This window comes from Paraburkholderia sp. RL18-101-BIB-B (genome assembly GCF_046026985.1).
Taxonomy (GTDB): Bacteria; Pseudomonadota; Gammaproteobacteria; order Burkholderiales; family Burkholderiaceae; genus Paraburkholderia.
The window spans coordinates 1-12,708 of sequence record NZ_JARESV010000064.1 but is presented as its reverse complement, the minus strand read 5'-3'; the positions used below and the strand labels follow the sequence as shown (position 1 = coordinate 12,708).

General features: G+C 63.8%; 11 protein-coding genes. 6 read left to right on the top strand and 5 right to left on the bottom strand.

The features are described 5' to 3' along the window. Positions 1-90 precede the first annotated feature (90 nt). Positions 91-1,404 (top strand): MFS transporter, encoded by a 1,314-nt coding sequence (locus P0D73_RS41545; RefSeq protein ID WP_408177882.1) that lies wholly within the window; start codon positions 91-93, stop codon positions 1,402-1,404. Between the two features lie 4 nt (positions 1,405-1,408). Here the strand turns inward: P0D73_RS41545 and P0D73_RS41540 are convergent, their stop codons facing one another. Next, on the bottom strand, positions 1,409-2,449 hold the full coding sequence (locus tag P0D73_RS41540) for an AraC family transcriptional regulator (protein ID WP_408177883.1): 1,041 nt from the start codon (positions 2,447-2,449) through the stop codon (positions 1,409-1,411). Between the two features lie 293 nt (positions 2,450-2,742). Between P0D73_RS41540 and P0D73_RS41535 the strand changes: the two genes are divergently transcribed. Continuing rightward, a complete protein-coding gene (locus tag P0D73_RS41535; RefSeq protein ID WP_408177884.1) occupies positions 2,743-3,036 on the top strand; it encodes a hypothetical protein in 294 nt (97 codons plus the stop codon). Positions 3,037-3,195: 159 nt separating this feature from the next. Here the strand turns inward: P0D73_RS41535 and P0D73_RS41530 are convergent, their stop codons facing one another. Beyond that, the gene (locus tag P0D73_RS41530) at positions 3,196-4,221 is read right to left on the bottom strand and encodes an NAD(P)H-dependent flavin oxidoreductase (protein WP_408177885.1); all 1,026 of its coding nucleotides are present in this window, start codon (positions 4,219-4,221) and stop codon (positions 3,196-3,198) included. 531 nt (positions 4,222-4,752) lie between these two features. On the opposite strand from P0D73_RS41530, the gene P0D73_RS41525 reads away from it, so the two are divergent. After that, the gene (locus tag P0D73_RS41525) at positions 4,753-6,657 is read left to right on the top strand and encodes an AAA family ATPase (RefSeq protein WP_408177886.1); all 1,905 of its coding nucleotides are present in this window, start codon (positions 4,753-4,755) and stop codon (positions 6,655-6,657) included. 86 nt (positions 6,658-6,743) lie between these two features. Here P0D73_RS41525 and P0D73_RS41520 read toward each other — a convergent pair whose 3' ends face one another. From P0D73_RS41520 to P0D73_RS41510, 3 genes are all read right to left on the bottom strand, one after another. Then, positions 6,744-7,010 (bottom strand): hypothetical protein, encoded by a 267-nt coding sequence (locus tag P0D73_RS41520; RefSeq protein ID WP_408177887.1) that lies wholly within the window; start codon positions 7,008-7,010, stop codon positions 6,744-6,746. 89 nt (positions 7,011-7,099) lie between these two features. Then, the gene (locus tag P0D73_RS41515; protein WP_408177888.1) at positions 7,100-7,894 is read right to left on the bottom strand and encodes a TSUP family transporter; all 795 of its coding nucleotides are present in this window, start codon (positions 7,892-7,894) and stop codon (positions 7,100-7,102) included. 205 nt (positions 7,895-8,099) lie between these two features. After that, complete coding sequence (locus P0D73_RS41510; RefSeq protein ID WP_408177889.1) at positions 8,100-9,293, bottom strand: acyltransferase family protein; 1,194 nt, start codon at positions 9,291-9,293, stop codon at positions 8,100-8,102. Between the two features lie 233 nt (positions 9,294-9,526). Between P0D73_RS41510 and P0D73_RS41505 the strand changes: the two genes are divergently transcribed. From P0D73_RS41505 to P0D73_RS41495, 3 genes are all read left to right on the top strand, one after another. Beyond that, the gene (locus tag P0D73_RS41505; protein WP_408177890.1) at positions 9,527-9,727 is read left to right on the top strand and encodes a hypothetical protein; all 201 of its coding nucleotides are present in this window, start codon (positions 9,527-9,529) and stop codon (positions 9,725-9,727) included. Between the two features lie 119 nt (positions 9,728-9,846). Beyond that, on the top strand, positions 9,847-10,980 hold the full coding sequence (locus P0D73_RS41500) for an OpgC domain-containing protein (protein ID WP_408177891.1): 1,134 nt from the start codon (positions 9,847-9,849) through the stop codon (positions 10,978-10,980). Continuing rightward, complete coding sequence (locus tag P0D73_RS41495) at positions 10,977-12,647, top strand: tannase/feruloyl esterase family alpha/beta hydrolase (RefSeq protein WP_408177892.1); 1,671 nt, start codon at positions 10,977-10,979, stop codon at positions 12,645-12,647. Before P0D73_RS41500 ends, P0D73_RS41495 begins: the two co-directional genes overlap by 4 nt. Positions 12,648-12,708 lie beyond the last annotated feature (61 nt).

Sequence of the window (12,708 nt, the reverse complement as noted above, 5' to 3'; positions counted from 1 at the left end):
GCATCGTGCCGGGCCGTTGAGCTGAATAACCCGCTCGCGTTTCTTCCGTTTCTTTCCTGAAAATCTCCACGAATTCGTCGACGGCCACTCATGCACACTGCTGCCGGCAAAGCGGCCCCGCTGTCCCGCGCCGAACTCAGGCGCATCGTCGCCGCCATTGTGATCGGCAATGGTTTTGTCGCTTACGACTTCACCGTCTACAGCTTTTCCGCCGTCGTGATCGGCAATCTGTTCTTTCCGTCGCACAATCCGGCGTCGTCGCTATTGCTCTCGCTTGCCACCTTCGGCGCGGGCTTCGTGATGCGTCCGCTCGGCGCGATCATGATCGGTCACATTGCCGACAGCCGCGGCCGCAAAGCCGGACTCACCGTATCGCTCACATTGATGACGCTCGGCACGTGGCTGATCGCATGTCTGCCGAGCTACGCATCGATCGGTCCGGCGGCGACCGTGCTGATGGTGCTCGCGCGCCTGATGCAGGGGCTCGCGGCGGGCGGCGAGATCGGCCCGGCGTCGGCGTCGCTGATGGAGTCGGCCGGCTACCGGCACCGCTGTTTCATGGTGAGCTGGCGCGGCGCCAGCCAGGGCGCGGCCGCTTTCGCCGCCGCACTGGTCGGGGCGGCCACCACGGCATTTCTGTCGCCCGCCGCCATGCACGACTGGGGCTGGCGCATTCCGTTCGTGCTGGGCGGATTGATCGGCCCGGTCGGCTGGTACCTGCGCCGCCGCATGCCGGCGGCCGCACCGCAAGAGCGCACGCGGCTCAGCCCGCGGCGGCTGTTTGCGGAGCACACGCGCCCGCTCGTCTGCGGCATTCTGATGATGGCGGCGCCTTCCGTGAGCATCTACGTCACCGTGTTCTACATGCCGGCCTATCTGGTGCGTACATTGCACCGGCCGCCGGCGATCAGCCTTTTGACGGCGTGCCTCTCAGGCGTGGTGATTCTCGTGGTGACGCCGCTGATCGCGCGCGCGGCCGACCGGCTCGCGAGCCGCAAAACGCTGCAATACGCGTCGCTCGTGGCGTCGCTGGCGGCGGCATGGCCCGCTTTCTGGGCGCTGACTCACGGCGCCGGCGATCTCGCGGCGCTCGTCATCATCACGGCTTACGTGGCGCTCGCGGTGAACAACGCCGGCGCCGCTTCGGTGCTGATGATGGAAGCGTTTCCGGCGCACCGGCGCGCGGCCGGACTATCGGTGATTTACAGCTTGGGCGTGGTCCTGTTCGGCGGATTTTCGCCGTTTCTGGTGACGTGGCTCATCAATCGGACGGACGATCCGATGATCCCGGCGTGGTATCTGATGGGCGCCACCGCGCTCACGCTGATCGCGCTAAAGGCGTTCCCGGAGGCGGAACCGGAGGCGGGCGCTCGCGCTGCAAGCGCGTCGCAGCCGGCTGCCTGAAACGCTAGGCCGCGTTGCGCAAGTGCTGCAGGTCGAGGGCGCGGGCGCGCATGTCTTGCGGGCTCATGTCGAAGGCGCGGCGAAACGCGCGGGTGAAGTCAGACGCGCTCTGAAAGCCGAGTCCAAAAGCGATTTCCGCCACCTGCACATGCGGATAACGGACTAGTTCGTCCGCCGCCTCGCGCAGCCGGCGGTTGCGAATATAGGCGCCGAGACCGCCTTCGTGCTCGAACCAGCGATAGATCGTCGCGCGCTTCAGTTGCAGCGTCTGAACCACGCTGGTTGGCGTGAGGTCGCCCTGGTGCAGATTGGCTTCGATATAGCGGCGTACCCGGCCCATCACCGCGGCCTGCAGCGCGGCGCGGCCCGCGCCGCTTAGGCGCGCCTCCTTGCGAAACGTGGCCACCAGCAACTGCGTCCCTGCCTGCAAGGCATCGATGGCGCTGGCCGGATCGAGCCGCGCAATATCGCGGGCGAGCGCTGTCATGTGATCCAGCACGACGCCGGTCAGCGGCGAGCCTTGCTGGACGATGCGGCCGTGAATCGCCGCGCCGTCGCGTAACGCTTCGTCCACTACCGCTGCCGGTACGAACAGGCTCAGAAGGCGGCATTCGGGGCGTTCGGCGCGGAACGGCTGGTTCAGATCGAATGCGACGATGCCTGGCACCGAACCCGGCGCGCTGCGTTTCTTGTGCATGCCGGTGACGTGGCCGACTTCCCCTTCCACGAAGAGCTGAAACACGTAATCGCGCCGCGAGTCGGTGGATACGCGGGCCACCGAGCGTTCCAGCAGCATCGAATCGGTGCGGCAGTCCGTAAAAATCATGCCGCCGACCGCGTACAAATCGATTTCACCGCGAAATCCTCCGGCAACCTGGGCTTTCGACGGCGGCGCGTCGACCACATGGCCCACGCGCTGGCGCCAGGCGAGGAATTGTTCGGCGGGTGCCAGTCCGTGCGTACTGAAACGGCTCGTCGAAATGGCGGAGCGCGAATCGGCCGCGGCGGCCGCGGCCAGATGTTGCGGCAGGGTGCGCTGGTTCATTGAATCGGTTGTTACAAGCGAGAAAGGCGTGCCGGCGGGGCCGCGGCGTGTCTACGCGGCTATTTCACGCGCCGTCGTCCAATTTTGAGACGTACGGTCAAGCCTAACAAAAAAGCGGCATTAATGTTGCGTGATTAGATGCAGATCGTTTTCGCTGACGGCGCGGCAGGCAGTCGACCGCCGCCCCGTTATCGGAATCGCAACTGCGCGCTGAAACAGCGCCGAGCCAATTCGCGCGATGCAAGGGCGCGAGGTTCACGCTTTGCCGACAGGCAATTCACGGGGTATCAAAGATGAGCGGCACGAACATGCAACCGACCGTGCAACGCGGCGCTCGGCGTCCGGCTAGTCTGGTAGACAGCCAGTTGCAACATTTCGAGAACGTGGTGGAGTACCTGACGCGTGGGGACGCGTCCGGCGGGCTGTATCCGCTCGACCACGAGTATTGGGAAAAACGGATCCGGGCGCTGGAAGAAACTTACGAGTTGATTGCCAGCCAGCGGCACCGCCTGACGAGACTTCTCGACAGACTCGCTTGTGAAGCGCAGATGGCGCGGAATGCGCTGAAGCCGCGCACGGCCGCTTGAGTCGGTCGAAGCATAGGAACGCGAGAACCGGATTTCAGTCGGGGAGAACCAGATCGATGCATGCCGGCATCGCTAATAAAAGCAGCAGAACCTGAGAGCAAATGGCGATGGTGCGAACGGGCCCGAAGAGGCGCGTCGCACATCCCCAGTGCTTGAGTGTCAATGAACACCTGCGGCGCGAATCCGTGCCGCTGCGTCCACCGCCTCGCTCATGAGCCGGTCGATGACTTCCGCCACCGGCGCGCATCGCTCGACCAGCGCCGACGATTCCCCCGCGAACAACGCCATTTTCTCAAGATCGCCCACCGTATCGCGGAGCGGCGAAATCGTGCTGAACTTGTAGATCGGCCCTTGATCATCGTGGGCGATTTCTTCCCGCGGCAACACATGCGGATGATTGCCGAACAGACGGTCGCCGGCCTCGCGCGTCACGCTGTTCGACAGCACGCGCACCGGCGAGCCGGGTGGCCAGTTGATCGCGAAAAGGTCGGTGTGCACGGTGTCGCCCGCTCGGGCATCGACGATCCGCTGCTTGTGATAGTCGTGCGCGAAAGACTCATGCGTCGCGACGAATAGCGTGCCGCACTGAATGCCCGCTGCGCCGAGCGCTAGCGCGGCAATCAGCCCGGCGCCGGTCGCGAAGCCGCCGGAGGCCACCACCGGCACGTGCAGACGCTGCGCGACTTCCGGCAGCAGCGCCATGATGCCGATGCGTCCACGCACGTGGCCGCCCGCTTCGACGCCTTGCGCGATGACCGCGTCCACGCCGGCCTGTTGCGCGGCAAGTGCCTCTTGGAGCGAGCCGACCTGCCAGAGGACGAGCGCGCCGGCATCTTTGGCCCGTTTTACAACGTCGGGCATGACATCCCAGAAGAAGCACATGGCCGGCACCCGCGCCGCGCGGCACACGGCGAGTTGCGCATCGAGCAGCGCGGGCTCCGTCCGGAAAGGAATCAGATTGACGCCGAACGGCCGGTTCGTCGTTGCGCGCACCGCGGCGATCTCACACTCGATCACTTCCGGCGCTTCCCCAACCATGCCGAGCAGGCCGAATCCGCCGGCTTCGGAAACGGCGACCGCCAACTCGGCGCGCGCCGGGCCGCCCATTCCGGCCGAAATCACGGGGTGTCGGCAACCGAGCAAACGCGTCAGCGCAGTATCGAACAGCGGGATGTCGTCGTGCATGGCGGTCCTCTCATCGTGTCGCGCGGCGGTAATGCACAGGATTGTGCGGCTCGCCGCATCGAACCTGCATCCACGGCAGTCTCTTTAGAGTAGATGCAGACGAGCGCGGCGGCAGCGGGTATTTTTCGTCAGAAGATAGGCGAGCGCGGCAAGGTGATATTCAGTAATTCTGACCGCTTTTAAATAGGGAGCGGTTAATAGTAGATATGCAGAATACGCAATGAATTTAGCGCTGATAAACTGTGCGCCGGAGCAGTCTGTTACCGCAATGCACGCAGCGCTCGCTCCCCAAAATCCGGCGGCTCGAAAGCGCCGGATAGACGGTAGAACTAGGCCTTTTCTGCGATTTGGAAGGAGCGGCGGCACGGCATACTGGCCGTGTGCACGTTGTTAAAAGGGACGTATGGTTGGGTGTCCTTTCTTCCGGTCATGCATGGTGTCGCATCAGTCGATCCCCCTCCGCCAACCTCTGCCCATCTGAACTTTGACAAGTATCGGGGCTCGCTTTGGGCCCGTTTTTGGAACTGACTCATGAAGCCGGGAAATAACTCGCTTGGTAAAAGACGCTCACGCAAGATCGCCATGTCGGTGACGGCGGCGCTTATCGCAGTGTTGCTCGCCTTTGGCGTGTGGCATTACCAGCAGCGCGCAGCGCAGGTCGCGCCGGCGCTGACCGGCGTCGCGAGCCAGATGCGCCACGATTCCTCGGCATGGACGCATGAAGAGAAAGACGCCTCGCAAATGTTGCGCGATATTCACGACGCCAAGGTTGCCGCGATCGGCGTGAGCCCCAACGCGATTCTGATTTCGAAGCGCGACGGCACGAAATACTTCGTCACCGACCACAACGCGACGTTCTCGCATGCGCTGCTGCTCGGCGAACCGAAGGCCGACGAGGCCGCGGCGTATCAACTCGTCTGGCTTCCCGATGCGGATATTCAAACCGGCGGCTCGCGCTGGGTGCAGGTCTTCGACCAGACGCGCGACGCCATCAGTCTGCTGTTGCCGCTGTTGTTGATCGGCGGCATGGTGTGGTTCATGCGCCGCGAAATGCGGGGCGGCGCCACGCTGCTCGCCAGGGCGCCCGCCCTGCGTTTCGACGATGTGATCGGCGCAGGCGAAGCAAAGGCGGCGCTCGCGGACATTCGCGGCTATCTGTCCGACCCGAAGCAATTCACGTCGATGGGCGTGCGCGCGCCGTGCGGCATTCTGATGGTGGGCGGCCCCGGCGTCGGCAAGACGCGGCTTGCCCAGGCGCTAGCCGGCGAGTGCGGCGCGAACTTCATCTCGATCACGGGCAGCTATTTCAGCGCGAAGTATTACGGCGTCGGCATTCAGAAGGTCAAGCATCTGTTCGAACTAGCGCGCAAGAATGCGCCCACGGTGATCTTCATCGACGAAGCCGACGGGCTCGCCAAGCGCACGGATACGGGCAGCGGCCCGGTCGAAGCGGAGAGCAACCGCATCATCAATCAGTTGCTGGCGGAAATGGATGGCTTCGCTTCGAACGAAGGCGTCATCATCGTCGCGGCCACCAATCACCCCGACAATCTGGACGAGGCGTTACGCCGGCCGGGCCGCTTCGATCGCACCGTGCAGGTCCGTTTGCCCGATCGCGAAGACCGCGCGAAGATTTTCCGTTTCTACGCGGAGAAGCTGAAGTCGAAAGCGGCCGACATCGACTACGATCAGTTGGCGCGCCTGACCACGGGCCTGTCGCCAGCAACGGTCGCGATGGTGGTGAATCAGGCGGGGCTCGTCGCGCGCAAATCCGGCGACACCGAAATCACCTCGAAGCATTTCATGGAAGCGATCAAGATTGCGCGCATCGGCGACGTGAGCGGCGCCGAGCGCGCGCTCAGCGAGGATGAACGCACGCGCATCGCCGTGCACGAAGCGGGGCACGGTCTCGTCGCCGCGCTGCTGGGCACGGGCGTGCTGGAAGAGGTCACGATCCTGCCGCGCGGCGGTGCGTTGGGTGTTGCGCTCATCACGAAAGCGCAGGACAAGCATTTGTATCGCGAGACCGAGATTCGCAACGAAATCCAGGTTTTGCTCGGCGGCCGCAACGCGGAAATTCTCACGTTCTCCGAAGCATCGAGCGGTGCGGCTTCGGATTTGCAGGAAGCGTCGCGCATCAGCCTCGACATGGTGTCGAAATTCGGCTTCAACAGCGACGGCGATCTGTTCAGCCTCGCGGCGCTGCCGTCGCAGTACGCGGGTTTGCAAATGAAGAGCGCCATCGAGCATGCGAATGTGCTGCTCAAGGAGCTGAATGAACTGTGCTACGGCTTGCTGCACGCGTACGAGCCGGTGCTGCGCGCAATCGCGGACGAATTGCTCGAGCAGGAGACCGTGCCCGGAGAAACCGTGTACCGGTTGATCAGGGAACACAAGAGCACGCTGAAGATCGTTCACGAGCCGGAAGCGGCGTGAACCGATGATCGACTGACTGCCTCGACGGCAAACGACGGGCGGCGCCAGTAAATGGCGCCGCTTTTTTATTGCCCGGCGCTAGCTAGTTACGCGAAATCGGACGGACCGGGCTCAGGAACTCCGGGAGGCGTTTCGGTGTCGCCCAGCGCCTCGCCATCAGCGTTGGCGTCGTCAGCGGGCGGCGGTGTTTCGCCTTTTTTTGGCAGCGGTTGATCGAGACCCGGTTCGACCGGCGTGGGAATTGCGTCGCCGATCGGCTTGGACACCCTGGTAGGCGGGCCGCCCGGGTCTTCTTCGGGCTGGCGCTCGGGCTCGTGCTCTTGCTCATTCGGGGAATTGGCCATGGTTGCCACGACGGGCTCTCCGGTTGATTAGGGATACACCGTTGTGCAGCAATGCGCGTACCACGGCCCGTTTTGCGTAAGCGCTAACGGCGCAAACCCTATAAAACGCCGGATTTCCAGATCATCTGCGCTGCGGCGGCCGCCACGAATACCAGCACGAGAACCCGGAACGCGGCGGGCGGCAAGCGGTCTCGCAAGGGCCGCACCAGCAGCATTCCCGCGATCACCGGCACGCTCGCGCAGGCCGAGATGGCGAGATCCGTCCAACTGGCATGCGCGCCGCCGCTGAATGTCGCGACGAGCGTGATGATCGACACCACCAGAATGATGGCGATCTGCTTCGTGAACGCTTTGCCCGTCGCGCCGGTGGCGATCAGATACATCGCGAGCAAGGGCCCTGGCACTGAAGCAATGCTCTCCATGAGGGCCGCGCCGAATCCTAGTACGAACCCGGCCGGCTTGGCCCACGTCGGCGACAGCGTCAGCCGTGGCGACGCCAGCAACAGCAACGCCGCGACCATCAGCAAGAGGCCGGCAGCCGCTTGCGCGCGATGCGGCGCGAGCGAAATCAATACGGTCACGCCGACGATATTGCCGATCACCGTGCCGATCAGCGGCGCGGCGATGCGCCGGACGGTCGGCAGCAGTTCACCGCCTTCGAGTGCCTGCGGGATATTGCCGAGGATGATCGGCATCGACAGCAGAAGAACCGCTTCCTTGATCGGCAGGAAATGGCTCAGGATCGGCATCGCCACGAGCGGTACGCCGATGCTGACCACGCCCTTGACCATTCCGCCCAGCAGAAGTGCGGCAACGATGCCGAGCAACGCGTAGAGGTTTAGCGCCTGCAGGCCTGCGCCCAGAACGCCGCCGGCGAAAGTGAGATGAGACATGATTGGAAAGCGCGTGTCGGAATCCGCGAGCCGGCCGCGCGGATCGGATCGACCGGACAGCGCGCGGGCGGTGGCTTGTTGTTATCGTTCGGCCAGTTCGGTGCCCGCGTGTCACGCAAGATCGGAAGCAGCCGGCTAAGTGAGGCCGCATGATACCGTGCCCTCACTTGCGCCGCTTGCCAGTGAAACGTAAGTCGCGCGTGGGTTAGACCGCGTCCGACGCGGCGCTCTCATTCCTCGACGAATGCTCCGCTCGCTCACGACGCGAGCGCAACGCAGCCGGCGTGTACGCCGAAGCGGACGTCGCGGCCGTTGCCTGCGCACGCCGTGTCTTCAAACGAAGGATCGGCTCTTCGATCAGCCGCCAGGATAGCATCGCCATCACGAGCGAAATCACAAACGACCCGGCGATGCCCGCAACGTGCGCCCACACGGGCACCGTGCCGCCGAAGAGCGCCGCCGCGTGATGGTTGCGGGTCAGGTCGGGGATCAGGTTGTGATAGAGATAGAAGCCATAGCTGATTCGCCCGAAGCTCACCAGCCATTTCGTTTCGAGCAGGCCGATCACGACGGCGTTGCGGCAGCAGGCAATCGAACACACCAGCGCAGCGATGCACACGCCATACGAGGCGCTCACCACGGTGAACAGCAATGGATTGTCCACCTGGCTCCAGATCGGCTCAGTCGCGCAAAAGCCCACGAGCCCGAGACTCAGCACGAAGAGCGTCACGCCGTGTCCTAGCCGCGCCCGCAAGCGGCCCGCTTTGCCCGCAATCATCAAGCCGCCCATGCCGCCCAACGCGAGCAGCCAGAAGTTCGTCAGCGGGTGCGTGTAGATGGTGATGTCCGGCCAATGCGCCGCGCGCATGGCCAGCAGCGACGCGAGCCCGACCGCGACGATCGCGAGACACACCGCGCGATGCCCGCGCGCGGCAAGCAGCAAGAGGAGTGGCGCGAACACGAGATAAAACTGTTCCTCGATCGCGAGGCTCCACAAATGCGAGTAGCGCCCCGGCCAGTAGTGCAGCACAGAGCCGATCCAGATGTTCGACAAATAGGCAAAATGAAACGGCATGCCGCTCGCCAGTTCGGGACTTGCCATGCCGAACGCCATCAGTACGCACATCACCACCAGCATCAGGTAGTAAATCGGAAAGATGCGCAGGGTTCGGCGAAACAGAAAGCGCTTCAATTCAGCGCCGAATCGACTGGCGCCGCTTTCAATGCGCGTGCGTTGCGCGGACAGAATGCCGATGATCAGAAAACCGCTCAGCGCGAAGAAGATCCATACGCCGAGATGGCCGATCTCGCCGATGTCGCCGAACAGGCGATGCTGAAAAAATACCATCAGGACTGCGATCGCGCGCAATCCGTCGAAGCCGGCAATTCTGTTGTTCATGTGGTCGTCTTCCAGTGCGAAGGTGGCGCGCGCAGCGCAGCCGTTCGGGGCGGTAATGGAAGGACCGGCGCGCATCGGTGACGCTCAGGTCGGCCGTGGCGGTTGGAAAGGCGTCGCAATGACGCTCGGCGTGCCGGCCGATCGCGGATCGGCCGGCCGCGTGTCCGGTCCACATGAGTGGACGCCGTCGAAAGGTGGCATCGCGCGAAACGCGCGAGGTCCGACGGGCGTGCATGAAACCATCCTACGATGAAAAAAAGCAAAAAAAATCGCGCATCGCTCTCTGCGATTTATTTTTTGCGCTGATTACCGATTGCATTCGCGCCCGGCGAATTAAAGCCGCAAATCTTGCCGCGAACCGAATGTGTGACGACTCAGTATTACCGCATGCCGACAACGGAATTTCAAATCGCCGCGACGTAATTCGAAATTAGAGGCAGGTTGTCAGCGGGCGCCGATGGACCGCGCAGCCTCGCTGGGAACGTTTTATTGTCATGGTGTTCCTACGAAAAACGACGCGCGGCAGACGCGCGCCTATCCTGCGAGAACCTGAATGGAAACCCGTCGCGGCCGCCCCGGAGGAAGTCCCCTTGGTGGGCGCTCGATCGAAGTGGACTTCTTCCGCGGCGTCGTGCTGATTGTCATCGTGCTGGATCACATTCCCGGCAGCACGCTGTCGCATCTGATGTTGCACGCGTATGCATTGTGCGATTCGGCGGAAGTGTTCGTGTTTCTGGGCGGATATGCGTCGGCGGCGGCGTACACGGCGGTGCTCGCGGGCCGCGGCGAGAACGCGGCGAAGATGCGCTTTGTCAGGCGCTGCTGGGAAATCTACCGCGCTTATCTGTTGACGGCGGTATTGACGCTGCTGTCCGGCGCGATCCTCGCGTCGCTCAATCTGAACCGTCCCATGGTCGATCTCACCGGCTGGCCGCCTTTCGCGGTTCAGCCGCTGCGTGAAGCCTTCGATATCATGCTGCTGCGGCGCCAGCCTTATCTGTCGAGCGTGTTGCCCATGTACGTGATCTTCGCGCTGTGCGTGCCGTTCGCGGTGCCGCTGGCGCGGCGGTCGTCGCTCATGGCGCTCGGCTTGAGCTTGCTGATCTGGGCGTTGGCCCGGCCGTTGGCCGCATTATTCAGCATTGACGACGTGGCCGACTGGGCTTTTAATCCGTTTGCATGGCAACTGATGTTCGTGCTCGGGATTCTCTGCCGGGTGCAGCCCATCAGCGAGCGCTTTCACGCAACCCGCACCGCGCGCTGGTTCACGCGGATCTCGGTGGTCGCGGTGCTGGCGTTCGCTATCGTCAAACTTTTTGTGCTGACGCAACCGTTGCCCGGCACGTTTAAACAGAATCTGTCTCCTGACCGCGTGATCAACTTCATCGTCATTGCCTGGCTCGCCGCGCAGTTCGTGCGCATGGGCAGTATCGCGTGGCTCGCGCGGCGGCTGCCTGCCGTGGTCACGGTCGGCCGCACGGGGCTCGTGTGTTTCGTTGCGGGCACACTGGTTTCGCTGATCGTCGATACGGCGACGCCGCATATGTTTCATGGCTTTCGCGGCGTGCTGATCGGACTCGGCGGCGATCTCGTCGCCATCGGCGCCGTGCTGATGATCGCGCGCGGCTGGCGCGGCTGGAGAGGGCAGCAGTCGGCGGCGGCTGCCAATGGCGCGGGTTACGGATGAGGTCGCGCCGGCGTCGTGCGCGTGTCGCGCGAGACTCGCGCGCGGTCATCCACGTTGTCGGCGCGATGTTGTGGCTCGCCGCTCACCCGGCGCTCGCCGCTCTCAAGGAAGCGCCGCTCGCCATGCGCTGTGCGGAATTAGCGGGCGCCGTCCTGCAGCCCGAACTCATTGCGCTGCCGACCGCCGGCGTACAGATCGAAAGCGCGGCGATGGTGAGCGCCACCGCGCCCGGCAATCAGCAAGGCGGTGAATATTGCCGCATCACCGGCCGCATTAAAGGGTTCAACGCCACCACACCCGATATCCGTTTCGATCTGAACTTGCCGCGTCGCTGGAACGGCCGCGCGCTGCAGATCGGCGGGGGCGGTTACAACGGCGTGGTGGTGAGCGGCACCGGCGTGATGCCGTTTTCGCCGAACCGCGCGCCGCTCGCGCAAGGCTATGCGACCTTCGGCGACGACTCGGGGCACGTCGGCGATTCATCGGTCGCGGTGTTCGGCCTCGTCGACGAGGCGGTCACGAACTTCGGCTTTGCGCACCTGAAGAAAACGCACGATGCCGCGCTTGCCCTGATTGCGCGCGCGTATGGACGGCCGCCGCAACGGATGTATTTCGCCGGCGGCTCGACCGGCGGCCGCGAAGGGTACACCGTGATGCAGCGCTTTCCCGACGACTACGACGGCGTGATCGCCAATTCGCCCGCGCTCAATTTTTCCGGCGTGCGCCTGCTCGGCGTGAAACTCGGCCAGGCGGAATACACCACGCCCGGCGGCTTCATTCCGCCGTTGCTGCTCGAACACGTCTATCAACGAACCCTCGCCACGTGCGACCGGCTCGACGGCGCGGCGGACGGTATCGTCAGCGACGTCGCCGCGTGCCACGACCACGAAACGGAGATCATCGACTCGTTGCGCTGCAGCGGACGCACGCCGTCGCACGATGAATGCCTCACGAACACGCAGCTCTCCACTTTGCTCGTGATGCGCGACGGGCTTGCCTTGCCTTACCGTCTGGCGTGGGACGTCAACGGCTATGGCGGCTACAACATTTTTCAGGGCACGCGTCTGACCGGCCTGCTCGGCCTCGCGCATCAGCCGGAGCGCCTGCCGGTGCCGACGTTCTTCGCCAACGGCTACCTGTTCGCGCAAGGCGACGGCTACATCCGTTACTTCGTCACGCGGGACGCCAGCTTCGACTCGCTCAGGTTCGACCCGCAACATCCCGGCAAATATCGCGCGCAACTGGTCGCGCTGTCGCAGACGATCGGCGCGATGAACCCCGACCTCACGCGCTACATTGCGCGCGGCGGCAAGCTCATCACGCTGCAAGGACTCGCCGACGAAGTCATCAGCCCGAACCAGACGATCGCGTATTACGACACGCTGGTCGACCGGTTCGGTGTCGACCAGGTCAATAGTTTCATGCGCTTGTACATGGTGCCGGGATTCCAGCACGGCAGCGGCGCGTTCATTCCATCGGTCGATCTGCTAGGCGCGCTCGATAATTGGGTGACGCGCGGGGCATCGCCCGAGACGTTGACGGCAACGGATATCGCTGCGGCGACCAATGGACGCTCACGTCCGCTGTGCCGCTATCCGCTGTTTCCTCGCTATGTCGGCAAGGGCAATGTGAATCTCGCCAGCAGTTTTGTTTGCGCGGAGCCGTGACCGGCAGTTCTTGAAAAAAATGCCTCGCAGGTGGCAAGACCCACATGCGCGTCAGTGGCCT